The following is a 15245-nucleotide window of genomic DNA, read 5'->3' on the forward strand; positions in this document are numbered from 1 at the left end:
GATGGAGGAGAATGGCTACGACAAGCGGGTCGTCCGCGCCGCCGCGGTTCAGATCGCCCCGGTGCTGGACCACGCAGGGGGCACATTGGAACGCGTGCTGAACGCCATCGCCGAGGGCGCGGGCAAGGACGTGCAATTCATGGTCTTTCCCGAGACCTTCCTGCCCTATTACCCCTATTTCTCCTTCATCGATCCGCCCTATCGCATGGGCGCCAAACATCTGGTGCTCTACGATCAGGCCGTAACGGTCCCCGGCCCGGTCACACAGGCCCTATCCGCCGCCGCACGGCGCCATGCGATGGTGCTGGTGATGGGCGTGAACGAGCGCGATGGCGGATCGCTCTACAATACCCAACTGATCTTCGATGCCGATGGCACGCTGGCGCTTAAACGCCGCAAGATCACCCCCACCTATCACGAACGCATGGTCTGGGGACAAGGTGATGGATCGGGCCTGCGGGCTGTCGATACATCCGTGGGCCGGGTTGGCGCGCTGGCCTGCTGGGAACATTACAATCCGCTGGCCCGCTATGCGCTGATGGCCGATGGCGAACAGATCCACGCCAGCCAGTTTCCCGGCTCGCTGGTCGGTCCGATCTTTCACGATCAGATCGAGGCCGCCATCCGCCACCATGCCGCCGAAAGCGCCTGTTTCGTGGTCAATGCCACAGGCTGGCTGACCGAGGAACAGCGCACGGCCATCGACCCCACCGGCGCCCATCACAAGGCGCTCTCGGGTGGCTGCTGCACCGCCATCATCTCGCCCGAAGGGCAGCATGTTGTGCCCCCCATGACGCAGGGCGAAGGGCTACTGATCGCCGATTGCGACCTTGCTCTGGTGATGAAGCGCAAGCGGATGATGGACAGCGTGGGCCATTACGCCCGCCCCGAATTGCTCCGCCTGCATCTCGACAACCGCCCCGCCCCAGCCCTGCACCTTGCCACCACGGAGAACCAAGATGACACCGACGAAAACAGCAACGATGATCGCGCAGTTGCAGTCCTTCGGCATTCGGCTGTCTGATCCACGCGCAGGCGCATCGAGCCGTCGCGGCGGCGCCGGGCCATCGGATCATAAGGCTGTTACTATCGACGGCGTGACGGTCATGGTTCCGGTTCACACCCATGGCGCCTTCGACAGCCCCTTTGAGGCCGGGCGCCCCGATGCACAGGGTAACAGCGGGCTGAGCTGCGGCGGACAGGATCTGGGCATCATCGCCTTTCCGCCCCAACCCAAATTCTATGGCCTGACAACCGCAGACGGCATCCCCTATTCGCAGATCGCCACGCTGCATGGCCGCGATGTGCTGGCCACCACCGTGCTGCAAACCTGCATCCGCTATCAAAGCCGCGCCAAGACCTGCCAGTTCTGCGCCATCGGGCAATCGCTGGCGGCAGGGCGCACCATCGCGCACAAAACGCCCGCGCAACTGGCCGAAGTGGCCAAAGCCGCCGTCGAGTTGGATGGCGTCAAACATATGGTGATGACCACAGGCACGCCCGCCACGCCCGATCGCGGCGCCGGGGTTCTGGTGGAAAGCGCCCGCGCCATCCGCGCCGCCGTCGATCTGCCCATTCAGGCCCAGTGCGAGCCGCCCGATCATGATGGCTGGTTCACCACCATGCGCGAGGCCGGGATCGACACTTTGGGTATGCATCTGGAGGTAGTCACCCCCGACTTGCGCGCCCGCATCATGCCCGGCAAGGCCAGCGTGCCGATTGATCGCTATATGGATGCCTTCCGCGCCGCCGTGCCGGTCTTTGGCCGGGGGCAGGTTTCGACCTATATCCTTGCAGGCCTTGGGGACAGCCGCGAGGCGCTGCTCGCCATCGCGCAGGAACTGATCGCCATCGGCGTCTATCCCTTTGTCGTGCCCTTTGTGCCTATTTCGGGCACGCCGCTCGAAAGCCACCCCTCGCCCACGCCCGAATTCATGGCCTCGGTGCTCGAACCTCTGGCCGCGATGCTGGCCCAGGGCGGGATGGCGGCGGAAAAGGTCAAGGCGGGCTGCGCGCGCTGCGGCGCCTGCTCGGCGCTCTCCACCTTTGAAAAGCTGCGCCGGCCCGCAGCGCAGGTGGTATAATGGACCTGGCCTCCCCCGCCCCCTTCCGCTCGCCCGATTATATCGTGCGCTATGCCACGCAAAGCTGGGAACTGGCCGGGGCTGCCGCGCTGCGCCATGCCGTCTTCTGCGCCGAACAGGGTCTGTTTGCCCATCATGATCGCGACGATGTGGACGCGCTGGCCACGCCCATCGTTGCCCTCTCGATGATCGGCGGACAGCCCGACGAGGTGATCGGCACGGTGCGCATCCACTCGCCCGAACCGGGCCTGTGGTGGGGTTCACGCCTGGCCGTGGCCGCCTCGCACCGGACGGTGGGGACGATCGGCCCGGCCTTGATCCGTCTGGCTGTCAGCACCGCCCATGCGCGCGGCTGCACCCGCTTTCTCGCCCATGTGCAGGCACGCAACGAATTGCTGTTTCGCCGGATGAAATGGGAAAGGATCGACATGCTCGATCTGCACGACAGCCCCCATGCGCTGATGCAGGCCGATCTCTCGCATTATCCCCCCATCGCCGATGGCATCACGGGTTTGCGCACCGAAACAAGGCGCGCGGCATGAGCCGGGCTGCAGCCCTCGCAGCAATGATCCGTGACAGTCGGGGCATGGCCCATAAGGCTGACATCGCCCCGGTGATGCGCGCGCTGGGCCTGAACAGCGGCGGCGCCGTTCCGGTGGGTGACGATGCCGCCGCGATCCCCGATGGCGACGGCCACCTGTTGCTGGCCATCGAAGGGTTCGTCGAGGACTTCATCACGGCCGACCCGTGGTTTGCCGGTTATTGCGGCGTGATGGTCAATGTCAGCGACATCTTAGCCATGGGTGGCCGCCCGCTGGCGGTGGTCGATGCGTTGTGGGCCGATGGCGAAGGCTCAGCCTCCCCCATGCTGGCCGGGATGCGCGAGGCGGCGCGGCGCTATGGCGTGCCGATTGTGGGCGGCCATTCCAACTTAAAGGCCAAGGGCGGGCAATTGGCCGTCGCCATTCTGGGCCGGGCCGACCATGTAATCACCAGTTTCGATGCGCAGCCGGGCGATGCCTTGCTGATGGCGGTCGATCTGGCCGGGCGCTTTCGCGATCCCTTCCCATGGTGGGATGCCAGCACCGGGGCCGGCGACGAGCATTTGCGCACGCTCCTGTCGATCATGCCCGATCTGGCATCGCAGAGGCGCCTGACGGCCGCCAAGGACATCAGCATGGCGGGCCCCATCGGCACCGCCATCATGCTGGCTGAAGCGTCAAAGGTAGGGCTGGAGATCGACCTCGACGCCGCGCCCCGCCCGGTCGGCGTGGCATGGGAGCGCTGGCTCAGCGCCTTTCCCAGCTTCGGTTTTGTGATGACCGCGCCGCCGGACAATGCCCCGGCCATCATCGCCCGGTTCAAAAACACTGGCGTGGCCTGCGCCCGGATCGGCACGGCCACCGCCGCTGCGCAGATCCGCCTTCGGATGGATGAGCAGGAGGCCATCGTTTGGAGCGCCGATACGCCGCTGATCGGCTGTCATGCCTCCATGGAGAAAACCCATGCCTGAAATGCGTTTCCGCATCCGCTGGCCCGATGGCGCGATGGAGGAATGCTATTCCCCCTCCACCATCATCCGTGATCATCTGAATGCGGGCGAAGCCTATCCGGTCGGGCGCTTTGCCGAACTGGCCCTTGCCGGACTGGAGGCGGCCAATGCCCGTGTGCGCGCCCGCTTTGGCATGGGCTGTTCGCAGGCATTGATGCAAATGGCCGCGATCAGGGCCGGCGCCATCCGTTTTGCCGACCATCCCGAAGCGCTCGTCCATGTCGAAGCCTTCCTTCCCTGAACCCCATTTTGCCGGAGACAGACATGCTTACCTCCATCGACACTTCGCCCGCCCATGTTCCCGTCATCATCGTGGGCGGCGGGCAAGGCGGCCTCTCGCTCAGCTTTCTGTTGCAGCAGCAAGGCATCGAGCATCTGATCCTTGAAAAGCATCGCATCGCCCACGCATGGCGTTCCGAGCGTTGGGACAGTTTCTGTCTTGTCACGCCCAACCGCCAGTGCCGTCTACCCGGCTTCAGCTATGCCGGCGAATATGGTGGCAAGGACCCTCACGGTTTCATGCTGAAGGACGAGATCGTCGATTTTCTCGAAGCCTACGCCCGGCTAGTCAATCCCCCCATCCGCGAGGGCGTGGCCGTCACGCGGGTCAAGCCGCGCGCGCAGGGCGGCTTTGTAGTGGAAACCAGCGACGGCGCCTATACCGCCGACAAGGTGATCGTGGCGATCAGCGGCTATCACACGCCCATCGTCCCCCGCTTCGGGGCGGCGATGCCCGCCACTCTGCCTCAGATCCATTCACTTGATTACCGCAACCCGCAGGATCTGCCCGAAGGCGGCGTGCTGGTGGTCGGATCGGGCCAGTCGGGCTGTCAGATCGCCGAGGACCTGATGCTGGCCGGGCGACAGGTGCATTTGGCCGTAGGCGATGCGCCGCGCGCGCCGCGCATGTATCGCGGGCGCGATGCCACCGACTGGCTAGAGGAAATGGGCCATTATGACATGCCCATCACCGAACACCCCTCCAGCGAAAAGGTGCGACAGAACGAGAACCATTATCTGACCGGGCGCGATGGCGGGCGCGAGATCGACCTCCGCAAATTCGCGCTGCGCGGAATGAAGCTCTACGGCATGCTTGATGGCGTGGACGGCCAGAGGGTGCGCTTTCGGCAGGATCTGACACAACATCTCGACGCCGCCGACGCCACCTATCTGCGCATCCGCAAGACCATTGATGACTATATCGGCCGCGAAGGCATTGATGCGCCACATGAGGCCGATTACGCCCCCTGCTGGGCGCCGGAACGCGATCCCGAAAGCCTTGATCTGGCCGCGCAGGGTATTGGCAGCGTCATCTGGTCGACCGGCTTCCGCATGGATTTCGGCTTTATCGACGCGCCGGTTTTCGACGGGCGCGGCTATCCGGGGCATGATCGAGGTATTGCCGCGCATGACGGGCTTTATTTCATCGGCCTGCCATGGTTGCACACATGGGGTTCGGGGCGCTTTGCCGGGGTTGCGCGCGATGCCGCCCATATTGTGGAACATATCGCCGGGGCCATGGCGCCCGCCCTGCGCCAGACCGCCATGGCCTGAACCGATACGGGAGAGGATGCCCCAACGGCGCCCGAAGAGGCGAGGGCAAGCATCCACACCATCATCCATGCCATCTGGGGAGATTACCATGAGGCCATTCTTCGGGCGCATCCTTGCGCCCTCCATTCTCGCGCTTATGCTGGCCAATAGCGCTCATGCCCAAACCGCATCCGACGGGCCGGTGCTGAGCGGCGCTTTCGACACATGGGTGGGCAATGCCTATGTCACGCCCCACGGCCTTGTCGCCACCACGCGCGGCGCCTCGATCCAGACCACGGCCTCGGCCACGATGACCATGCCCAGCGGCGTGGCGATGACGGCGGGCGTGTGGACCGATTTCAACCCCGGCTATGACGCCATCGGCAATGCCACGCGCACGGTCAATGAAACCGATCCCTTTGTGGCCGTTACGGTCCCGGTGACAAAGCGCCTGTCGCTGACGGGCAAATATGTCGCCTTTGTGGGCAACAACCTGCCGCGCACGGCCAACAATGTCGCGCTGGTGGCCAGCTATGCCGATGGCAAGAGCGGGCAGGTCTTCACAATCAATCCCTATGCCGTGTTCTTCTATGAGTTCGACGGCAGTTCGGTGATTGGCGTGGGCAAGCCGGGCAACACGTGGGATGTCTGGCTGGGCGCAACGCCGACGCTAAAGTTGAAAAAGCTGACGCTCTCCGCGCCGAGCTGGATCACGCTGGCGCCCAAAAGCTTTTTCGGTCGGATTGATGATAGCAATCTGGGCCTTGTCACCACCGGGTTGAAAGCGGCCACGCCGCTCGATCTGGGGGTAAGGGCGGGCAAGTGGACGCTCTATGCCAATGCCCAATATTACCATCTGGCCAATGACAATCTGGTCGCGGTCAAATCCGCGATCAACCGGGGCGATCATGCCCGCGATCAGGTGCAATTCGGCATCGGCGTGAGCGTGGGGTTCTAAACCGATGGCGGGTGCCTTTGCCGATCTGGCGCAAGCCCCCGCCGCGGCCCGGCTCGAATGGCCTTCCTTCGAGCCGGTGCGCGCCGGTATGCCGCAATTGTGCCGCGCGGGTCTGTCGGAAAACTGGCTGCTCAAGGCCTGCGGGCATCGCCACTGGCTGGCGCTGGCCGCCGCGCATGGGATGGAAACGCCCGATTTTCGGGGAGCCAAGGGAGAAAGGCTCTATCCCGCCTTTGTCGCGGTGGATGTGGCGGGCCGGGGCGCGGGACTGGGCAGCGTGGGCGAGAATGACATGCTTGATTTCGCCCTGCGGCTGGAACGGATCGGGCGGACGCGGTTTCGCAGCCGGATCAAGGTTTTCGCCAATACGCGCCCCGTCGCCACGGTGGAAATGACCTCGATCTTTGTCCATCGCGCCGTTCCGGGGATGAACCGTTCGGCCACGCGGGCGATGGTGGCGCTGCCTTGCGGCCTGCTGCCTGCGCAAGGGCTGAAGGAGCCGCCCTTTCGCCCCGATGGCTGGGAGGCGATGCTGGGTTTTACGCGTGGCGAGCGGGCCGAACTGGCGCGACTGGTGCTGGACCCATCGCCGCATGAGGATTTCAACAGGGCGGAATTTCTCTATTTCTCCGCCTTTCAGGCCATGCTCGACCGGGCCGAATGGAGCTGGTTTCGTCAGCCCGCGCCGTTGTTTGTCACCGAAGGGCGGCGGATCTTCTATCTGGGCAATGCCGAACTGGGCGACCGGATCATCATGGTGCTATGCGGCACAAACATCCATGACAAGGGCCGCGACCATTGGGTAGAAATGCGGCGCGAAAGCGATGACAAGCTGATTGCGGTGGCCTTTTCCCTGCGCCGCCCAGGGATTGCGCGGTAAATGCTCGCTCATAGGGTCTATAAAGGCGGGCCATCCAGACGCGCGCCATAGACTGCCTCGCCGCCCTGTTTGTCCAACGCGTTCAGACGGAATTGCAGACTGTCGGTGCGGGTCTGGGCAGGTGACAGGACATAGACGCGGAGGGCCTTGCTCTGATCGGCGGGGATAACGCGCTCAAGGCTGGTCGAGGCTCTGGCCTTGTCCGCATCCTCGCTCCACATGACCATGCCGCGCGCGCCCGCAATGCTCAGGCGCATCGGGCGCGGGCGCCCTTCCATATTGCGCCATTTGACCAGATAGGCGTTGCGGATCGAACCGTCGCTCATCACCATGAAGGGCGGGTTGCGATCCTTGGCGACCGAGATGGCCAGACGCGGGCGCATGGCCAGCGCAAAGAGCAGCCCTGCCCCGATGGCCAGCCACAGCGCCAGATAGGCCAAGCTGCGACCCCGCCAGATGGTCGTGGAGGCGGCCAAACCTTTGCGCCCGGCCTCATCGGCCTCGAGCGTGGAATAATCGATCAGCCTGCGGGGACGGCCAAGCCGCGCCATCACCCCATCGCAGGCGTCGATGCACAGCGCGCAGTTGATGCAGGCCATCTGCGCCCCATCGCGGATGTCGATGCCGGTGGGGCATACCGCCGCGCACAGGCCGCAATCGACGCAATCTCCGCCCCCGGTTTTGCCCCGCTCCTCGCCGCGCCAGTCCTTGTAGGTGACGAGCAGCGAGCGTTCGTCGAGCATGGCCGACTGGATGCGCGGCCATGGGCACATATAGAGGCAGACCTGTTCGCGCATGAACCCGCCCAGCCACAGCGTTGTGCCCGTCAGGATCAGCACGGTGGAATAGGCGATGGCCGAGGCTTGCCCGACAAAGAACTCATGCCAGAGCCGGGGCGCATCGGCGAAATAGAGGATGCATGCACCGCCCGTGGCAAAGCTGATGGCCAGATAGATCGACCATTTGGCAAGGCGTCTGGCGATCTTGCCCGCATCCCACGGCTGCGCCGCCAGACGCATCTGGGCGTTGCGGTCGCCGTCGATCAGTCGATCAACATGCTGGAACAGATCGGTCCACACCGTTTGCGGACAGGCATAGCCGCACCATGCCCGCCCCACCATCGTGGTCAGAAAAAACAGGCCGATGCCCGCCATGATGAGCAAGCCCGCCACGAAATAGAATTCCTGCGGCCAGATCTCGATGGCGAACAGATAGAAGCGGCAGTTGACCAGATCGAGCAGCACCGCCTGATCGGGCGCGCCCGGCCCGCGATCCCAGCGTAGCCATGGCGCAAGATAATAAAGCGCCAGACAGGCCGCCATGATCGCCCATTTCAGCCGCCGAAAAGGACCGTCCACCGCGCGCGGATAGATGGTCTGCGGGGCGGCATGGAGGCGCTTTGGCGCGGCGGCAGGCTGCGCTTTCCCGGCGCGGCCCTTGGGGCCACGGGGCTTGAGGTCGATATTGGACATGGAAACAAACTCCACTCAAGCCCCGCGCGGGGGAGGGGGGCGGAAAGGATCAGCGGTCAGTCACGATTGCGGGCTGCCGCGATGGTCATCTGGGTCGGGCTCATATTGTGATTGGCGTTGTGCATCACCCAGAGCGAACCGCTGACAACGATGCCGATCAGCATGGCCGTGAGCAGAAAGATGGCGGTGTTGCCGCGCCGGCCCTGTCCGAGGCCAAGGTGCAGGAAGAACACCAGTTGCACGATCAGTTGCGCCACGGCCAGAAGCGTGATCGCGGGCAGGACGGCCCCGCGCGGCACCGCGCCCGCCATCACTGCGCCAAAGGCCAGCGCGGTCAGGACCAGCGAGAGCAGGAAGCCCCACAGGATCGAGGCGGCGCTGCCATGGGAAGAGGTATGGGCCATCAGACGGCTCCTCGCAGATAGACGAAGGTGAAGACGCAGATCCAGACCAGATCGAGGAAATGCCAGAACAGCGACAGGCAGGCGAGGCGGCGGCGCACCATTGCGTCGATGCCAAAGACCGAAAGCTGATGGATCATCACCGCCAGCCACAGCAGCCCCGCCGTGACATGCAGCCCATGCGTGCCCACCAGCGTGAAATAGGCCGAGAGGAAGGCGCTGCGCTGCGGCCCTGCGCCCTCGGCGATAAGGGCGGCAAATTCATGGACCTCCATCGCGATGAAGCCCGCGCCCAGCAGCCATGTCAACACCAGCCATTGGCGCAGGGCACGGCGGTCTTCGCGCTCCATCGCCAGCATGGCAAAGCCGAAAGTCGCGCTCGACACCAACAGCAGCAGCGTTTCCCAGCCGACATAGGACAGATCGAACAATTCGCGCCCCTCCGGCCCGCCCACTACATTGCCCGCCAGCACGGCGAAGGTGGCGAACAGGCTGGCGAAGATGAGGCAATCGCTCATCAGATAGATCCAGAAACCCAGCGTGGTCTTGGACCCGTCATCGTGGTGTGCGGCGCTCATGGGCGGGCCTCCTGCATCAGGGCGTAACGGGCCTTTTCGATCTGTTCGACCTGCGCGGCGGGCACCCAGTAATCGGTGTCGCGGTCATAGCTGCGCGCGATGAAGGTGCCGATCATGCCGAAAAGCCCCAGCGCGGCCAGCCACCAGATATTCCAGATGACGGCAAAGCCAAGGACGAAGGCAAAGGCGCTGATGATGAAACCGGCGCCGGTGTTGCGCGGCATATGGATGTCCTCATAGGCGGCGGGCGGCACCCATGCGCGGCCCGTTTCCTTGTCCTCCCAATGCTGCTCCAGCGAGGTGATCGTGGGCACATGGGCGAAATTGTAGAAGGGCGCAGGGGAAGCAGTGGACCATTCAAGGCTGCGCGCGTTCCACGGGTCGCCGGTGGTGTCGCGGTTCTGCGCGCGGTCGCGGATCGAGACGGCCAGTTGCACCAGGATCGCCAGAATCCCCAGCCCCACAAACACCGCGCCCACCAGCGCCACCAGCAACCATGGCTGCCAGCTCAGATCCTCGTAGTGGTTCATGCGCCGCGTCATGCCCATCAGGCCCAGCACATAGAGCGGCGTGAAGGCCAGCCAGTAGCCGATCAGCCAGAACCAGAAGGCCAGCTTGCCCCAGAACTCGTTGAGCGTGAAACCGAAGACCTTGGGGAACCAGAAGGTCATGCCCGCAAGGCAGCCATAGACCACGCCCCCGATGATGACATTGTGGAAATGGGCCACCAGAAACAGCGAATTGTGCAGCATGAAATCTGCCCCCGGCACGGCCAGCAGCACGCCCGTCATCCCGCCCACGGCAAAGGTGACCATGAAACCGATGGTCCACAGGGTGCAGGAATGGAGCTGGATCCGGCCCCGAAACATCGTGAAGAGCCAGTTGAACAATTTGACCCCGGTGGGGATCGAGATGATCGAGGTGGTGATGCCGAAAAAGGCGTTTACATTGGCGCCCGACCCCATGGTGAAAAAGTGGTGCAGCCAGACGAGGAAGGAGAGCAGGCCGATGGACGAGGTGGCATAGACCATCGAGGAATAGCCGAACAAAGGCTTGCGCGAGAAGGTGGCGATGACTTCGGAATAGACGCCAAAGGCCGGCAGGACCAAAACATAGACCTCCGGGTGGCCCCAGACCCAGATCAGGTTGATATACATCATCGCATTGCCGCCGCCTTCATTGGTGAAGAAGTGCATGTCGAAGATGCGGTCGACGCTGAGCATGGCGAGCGTGGCCGTCAGCACCGGGAAGATGGCGACGATCAGAATATTGGTGATGAGCGAGGTCCAGCAGAACACCGGCATCTTCATCAGATCCATGCCCGGCGCACGCATCTTCAGGATGGTGACGACGAAATTGATCCCCGCCAGCGTGGTGCCAAGGCCGGAAATCTGCAGCGACCATATGTAATAATCGACGCCTGTGGTGGGGCTGTATCCCATCTCGGACAGGGGCGGATAGGCGACCCAGCCCGTGGCCGCGAAATCGCCCACCCACATCGAGACCATCACCAGCACCGCGCCAAAGGCCGAGAGCCAGAAGCCCAGTGAATTGACAAAGGGATAGGCCACATCGCGCGCGCCCAGTTGCAGCGGCACGACCACATTCATCAGGCCAAGGATAAAGGGCGTGGCCACGAAGAAGATCATGATGACGCCGTGGGCGGTAAATATCTGGTCATAGTGATGCGGGGGCAGAAAGCCGGGATTGGCGCCCACGGCCATGGCCTGTTGCGCCCGCATCATGATCGCATCGGCAAAGCCGCGCAGCAGCATGACAAGGCCGAGGATGAAATACATCACCCCCACCTTTTTATGATCGACCGAGGTGATCCATTCGCGCCACAAATAGGTCCGCAGGCGAAAATGCGTGAGCAGCGCCACCATGGCCAGACCGCCCAGCGCCACGGCAACGCCCGTGCCCATGATGATCGGTTCGTGCCATGGAATGGCGTCGAGAGTGAGCTTTCCTAAAAACATGGCTCAGTTCCTTTCGCCCATGGTGGCGGGCGGCAGACACAGGGCGCGCTTGGCCTCCTGCGCCGACATGCGGCCGATCATGAACGTGTTGATCGTCCGGTCGAAAAGTCCGGGTTCGACATGGGCATAGAGCGCAGGCGGCGTGGCCGTGGAGGGCCGGCGCAGCGCGTTATAGGCGGCAAGGTCGAGGGGTTTGGGGGCCTTGGCGGCCTGCGCGGCCCATGCGGTGAAATCGCTTTGGCCCAACGCGCGGGTCTTGAAATGCATGTCGGAAAAGCCCTCGCCGCTGAAAGCTGCCGAGCGGCCGTCGAAATTGCCGGGCGCATCCGCGATCAGGTTCAGCTGGGTCTGCATCCCGGTCATCGCATAGATCTGGCCGCCGAGGCGGGGGATGAAAAAGGAGTTCATCATCCGCTCGGCCGTCAGGCGGAAATGGACCGGGCGACCGGCGGGAATGGTCAGTTCATTGACGCTGGCCACGCCCAGTTCGGGATAGATGAAAAGCCATTTCCAGTTGAGCGCGACCACCTCGACCTCAAACGGCTTTTGCGCGGATTTGAGCGGCTTATACGGGTCAAGCTGATGCGTGCTGACCCAAATGATCGAGCCGAGCGCGATAATGATCGCGCAGGGGATCGTCCAGACCACCAGTTCGATGGTCATCGAATGGGCCCATTTGGGCCTATAGACCGCGCGCTCGTTGGTTTCACGATAGCGCCAGGCAAACCACAGCGTCAGACCGATCACCGGGATCACCACCAGCAGCATGAGGCCGGTGGAGAGCAGGATCAGGTCGCGCTCCTGCGTGGCAATATGGCCCTTGGGGTCGAGCAAGGCCCAAGGCGCACAGCCGGAGAGCAGCGATAAAAGCGGAACCGGGGCCAGCAAGCACCATCGGGCAGACGGGCGGGACAGGATTGGCAAGGATCATCCCCTTTGCAAACGGCGCGCAAGGCACGTTCGGAATTGGAAGCAATTGTATGGACCTCCGGAATTGATGGCGGTGCGGTTGCCATCAATTTTCACAGAGTCAAGATTGATTGCATGCAATCATTAGGCGGCATGACGCTTCACATCCCACTTTAGCGCATCCCGAACCTCGATCAGCGCGGCGATCAGCGCCTCGACATGCGCCCTTGTATGGAAAGGCGTGGGCGTCAGCCGCAGCCGCTCCTGCCCCCTGGGCACGGTGGGATAGTTGATGGGCTGGGCATAGATGGCGTGGGCGCTGAGCAGCCGGTCGCTAATCGCCTTGCAAAGATGCGCCTCGCCCACGAGCAGCGGAACGATATGGCTTTGCGTGGACGCAAAATTGAAGCCCTCCTGTCGCAGGCGGTCGAGCAGATGGGCGACGATGGCCTGCTGACGCGCCCGCTCCAGCGAGGACAGCTTGAGATGGCGGATCGCCGCCACGGCCCCCTCGGCCAGATGCGGGGGCAGCGAGGTGGTGAAAATGAAACTGTCGGCGCAGGACCGGATCAGATCGACCACCGGAGCGCGCCCGGCAACATAGCCGCCCATCACCCCAAACGCCTTGGCCAGCGTCCCCTCGATCAGCGTCAGACGATGGGCCAGCCCCTCGCGCTCGGCAATGCCGCCGCCGCGCGGGCCGTAAAGGCCGACCGCATGGACCTCGTCCAGATAGGTCAGCGCATCGTAACGATCTGCCAGATCGCAGATTTCCGCGATGGGAGCCACATCGCCATCCATCGAATAGACGCTTTCAAAGGCGATGATCTTGGGTCGGTCGGGCGCGACCGAGGCCAGCAGTTCCTCCAGATGCGCAACATCATTATGGCGAAAAATGAACCTTTCGGCGCCCGAACGGCGGATGCCCTCAATCATCGAATTATGGTTCAGCGCATCGGAAAAAATCGCGCAATCATGCAGCACCCGGCCCAGAACCCCCAGCGCGGCCAGATTGGAAATCCAGCCTGAGGTGAACACCAGCGCGGCCTCCTTGCCATGCAGATCGGCCAGTTCGGCCTCCAGCGCGACATGGGCGTGGTGTGTGCCGGAGATGTTGCGCGTGCCGCCCGCCCCCGCGCCATGGGCGTCGATGGAACGATGCATGGCGGCCAGAACATCGCCATGCTGGCCCATGCCCAGATAGTCATTGCTGCACCAGATGGTGATGCGGCGCTGGTCCCCTGCCCCGGCGCGCCAGAGCGCCTGCGGGAATTCTCCGGCGAGTCGTTCCAGTTCGATGAAGGTGCGATAGCGCCCCTCATGCCGCATACGCCCTACAATTTGTTCGAATTTGCCGACATAATCCATACGAACGCCTCACATGTGCTATCGTGACGGGATGCGGCGCCCCATAATGCTTGCATCGAGCGCTTGCAACATACAATATACATATATATGGATATAAGCATGGCAGAGAACGAAACAGGCAGAGATATTGAATGGACGCCCCGTATGGTCAAAGGGGCCGGTCCGCTTTATCTGACCATTGCCGATGCCATTGAGGCCGACATTCGCGCCGGGGCGCTGCGCCATGGCGACCGCCTGCCCCCGCAACGCGCGCTGGCCGAACGGCTGGGGATCGATTTCACCACCGTCAGCCGCGCCTATGCCGAGGCACGGCGGCGCGTTCTGGTCGAGGGGCGCGTGGGCATGGGCACCTTTGTTCAGGCGTCCGGCGCCAAACCGGCCCCTGCCATGGCCGGATCGTCGGCCGCATCCGCCTCTGCGTCGGGCATCGTCGACCTGACGATGAACTTTCCGCCGCGCATGGCGGATGCCGCGCTGACCTCGCGCCTCTGGGCCGAGGTGGCCGGGCTGGAGGCCACCGGCGGCATGGACCTTCTGCTGCGCTATCAGGAGGTCGGCGGCACCCGCGCCGACCGCGAGGCAGGCGTGCAATGGCTCGCCCCATGCCTGCCCGATCTGGCATCCGACCGGCTTGTCATCACCCCCGGCGCGCAAGGGGCGCTGCTCGCGCTGCTCACCCTGTTCAGACATCCCGACCGGCCTGTGGCGGTCGAGGCACTGTGCTATCCCGGTTTCCGCTCGCTGGCGGGCCATATGGGCGCAGCGCTGATGCCGGTGGCGATGGACGGGGATGGGCTGATCCCCGAGGATCTGGCTGCGCAATGCGCCCGCCACCCCCCTGCCCTGCTTTGCTGCACGCCCAATCTGCACAATCCGACCACCGCCACGATCCCCCTGAAACGGCGCGAGGCGATTGCCGCAATCGCGCGCGAGTATGACCTGACGATCCTTGAGGACGATGCCTATGGCAGGCTGGCGGGCAATGGCTTGCCCCCGCTGGCCGCGCTGGCGCCCGAACGGACCTATCATATCGCCAGCCTTTCCAAGGCTTTGGCTCCGGCGCTGCGCATGGCCTATGTCGCCTGCCCCGATGCGCGCGGCGCCGCGCGGCTGACAGGCGCGGTGCGGGCGACGACCTCGATGGCCTCGCCGCTGGGCGCGGCCATCGCCACGCGCTGGATCGAAACGGGTTTGGCCGAACAGACCCTGAATGCCATTCGCGCCGAGACAGAGGCGCGTCAGGCCCTCGCCCATCGCCTGCTGGGTCAGGATGGCCTGCGCAGCGATCCGCGCGCCTATCATGCCTGGCTGCCGCTGGACCATGGCTGGAGCCGGGGCGATTTCGCCTCGCGCCTGCGTCATGCCGGGATCGGCGTGGTGACCAGCGACGCCTTTGCCATCGGCTCGGCGCCCGAGGCCCTGCGCATCGGCTTTGCCGCCCCGCTTGAACGCGCCACGCTGGAAACCGGCCTGCGCGAAATTGCCGACCTTGCCTGTCAGTCGCCCACGCTGGCCAATCTGATTGTATAGG

At 63.9% G+C, this 15245-nt stretch carries 15 protein-coding genes; 9 read left to right on the forward strand and 6 right to left on the reverse strand.

Features of this window, described 5'->3' with window-relative positions; translation table 11 throughout:
• Position 1 precedes the first annotated feature (1 nt).
• The 8 genes from FHW92_RS18375 to FHW92_RS18410 all read left to right on the forward strand — a co-directional run bounded on the left by FHW92_RS18375 (position 2) and on the right by FHW92_RS18410 (position 7007).
• On the forward strand, positions 2-1024 hold the full coding sequence (locus tag FHW92_RS18375; RefSeq protein ID WP_168604742.1) for a Nit6803 family nitrilase: 1023 nt from the start codon (positions 2-4) through the stop codon (positions 1022-1024).
• Positions 960-2084 (forward strand): MSMEG_0568 family radical SAM protein, encoded by a 1125-nt coding sequence (locus FHW92_RS18380; RefSeq protein ID WP_246870269.1) that lies wholly within the window; start codon positions 960-962, stop codon positions 2082-2084. Before FHW92_RS18375 ends, FHW92_RS18380 begins: the two co-directional genes overlap by 65 nt.
• Positions 2084-2626, forward strand: a complete 543-nt coding sequence (locus FHW92_RS18385; protein ID WP_168604743.1) for an MSMEG_0567/Sll0786 family nitrogen starvation N-acetyltransferase — start codon at positions 2084-2086, stop codon at positions 2624-2626. The genes FHW92_RS18380 and FHW92_RS18385 overlap by 1 nt, the downstream gene beginning before the upstream one ends.
• Positions 2623-3597 (forward strand): sll0787 family AIR synthase-like protein, encoded by a 975-nt coding sequence (locus FHW92_RS18390; RefSeq protein ID WP_168604744.1) that lies wholly within the window; start codon positions 2623-2625, stop codon positions 3595-3597. Before FHW92_RS18385 ends, FHW92_RS18390 begins: the two co-directional genes overlap by 4 nt.
• On the forward strand, positions 3590-3877 hold the full coding sequence (locus tag FHW92_RS18395) for an MSMEG_0570 family nitrogen starvation response protein (protein WP_168604745.1): 288 nt from the start codon (positions 3590-3592) through the stop codon (positions 3875-3877). The genes FHW92_RS18390 and FHW92_RS18395 overlap by 8 nt, the downstream gene beginning before the upstream one ends.
• Positions 3878-3900: 23 nt before the next feature.
• Positions 3901-5190, forward strand: coding sequence for an MSMEG_0569 family flavin-dependent oxidoreductase (locus tag FHW92_RS18400; protein WP_168604746.1), 1290 nt, complete (start codon positions 3901-3903; stop codon positions 5188-5190).
• A gap of 88 nt (positions 5191-5278) precedes the next feature.
• The gene (locus FHW92_RS18405) at positions 5279-6127 is read left to right on the forward strand and encodes a hypothetical protein (protein ID WP_168604747.1); all 849 of its coding nucleotides are present in this window, start codon (positions 5279-5281) and stop codon (positions 6125-6127) included.
• Between the two features lie 4 nt (positions 6128-6131).
• Positions 6132-7007 carry a Pnap_2097 family protein gene (locus tag FHW92_RS18410; protein ID WP_168604748.1) on the forward strand — a complete coding sequence of 292 codons (876 nt, stop codon included), beginning with the start codon at positions 6132-6134 and terminating at the stop codon, positions 7005-7007.
• Positions 7008-7024: 17 nt separating this feature from the next.
• On the opposite strand, the gene ccoG is transcribed toward FHW92_RS18410, so the two are convergent.
• The 6 genes from ccoG to hemA all read right to left on the reverse strand — a co-directional run bounded on the left by ccoG (position 7025) and on the right by hemA (position 13714).
• Positions 7025-8479, reverse strand: coding sequence for a cytochrome c oxidase accessory protein CcoG (ccoG, locus tag FHW92_RS18415; RefSeq protein WP_168604749.1), 1455 nt, complete (start codon positions 8477-8479; stop codon positions 7025-7027).
• A 56-nt stretch (positions 8480-8535) separates the two neighbouring features.
• Positions 8536-8883 carry a cytochrome o ubiquinol oxidase subunit IV gene (gene cyoD, locus FHW92_RS18420; RefSeq protein ID WP_168604750.1) on the reverse strand — a complete coding sequence of 116 codons (348 nt, stop codon included), beginning with the start codon at positions 8881-8883 and terminating at the stop codon, positions 8536-8538.
• The gene (gene cyoC / locus FHW92_RS18425; protein ID WP_168604751.1) at positions 8883-9458 is read right to left on the reverse strand and encodes a cytochrome o ubiquinol oxidase subunit III; all 576 of its coding nucleotides are present in this window, start codon (positions 9456-9458) and stop codon (positions 8883-8885) included. Before cyoC ends, cyoD begins: the two co-directional genes overlap by 1 nt.
• Positions 9455-11437, reverse strand: coding sequence for a cytochrome o ubiquinol oxidase subunit I (gene cyoB, locus FHW92_RS18430; RefSeq protein ID WP_168604752.1), 1983 nt, complete (start codon positions 11435-11437; stop codon positions 9455-9457). Before cyoB ends, cyoC begins: the two co-directional genes overlap by 4 nt.
• Positions 11438-11440: 3 nt before the next feature.
• The gene (gene cyoA / locus FHW92_RS18435) at positions 11441-12325 is read right to left on the reverse strand and encodes a ubiquinol oxidase subunit II (protein WP_246870270.1); all 885 of its coding nucleotides are present in this window, start codon (positions 12323-12325) and stop codon (positions 11441-11443) included.
• A gap of 165 nt (positions 12326-12490) precedes the next feature.
• Entirely contained in the window at positions 12491-13714 is a 1224-nt protein-coding gene (gene hemA, locus FHW92_RS18440; RefSeq protein ID WP_168604753.1) for a 5-aminolevulinate synthase, read from the reverse strand.
• A 99-nt stretch (positions 13715-13813) separates the two neighbouring features.
• On the opposite strand from hemA, the gene FHW92_RS18445 reads away from it, so the two are divergent.
• On the forward strand, positions 13814-15244 hold the full coding sequence (locus FHW92_RS18445) for a PLP-dependent aminotransferase family protein (protein ID WP_168604754.1): 1431 nt from the start codon (positions 13814-13816) through the stop codon (positions 15242-15244).
• Position 15245: the final 1 nt, after the last annotated feature.

This window comes from Novosphingobium sp. SG707, assembly GCF_012275515.1.
Taxonomy (GTDB): domain Bacteria; phylum Pseudomonadota; class Alphaproteobacteria; order Sphingomonadales; family Sphingomonadaceae; genus Novosphingobium.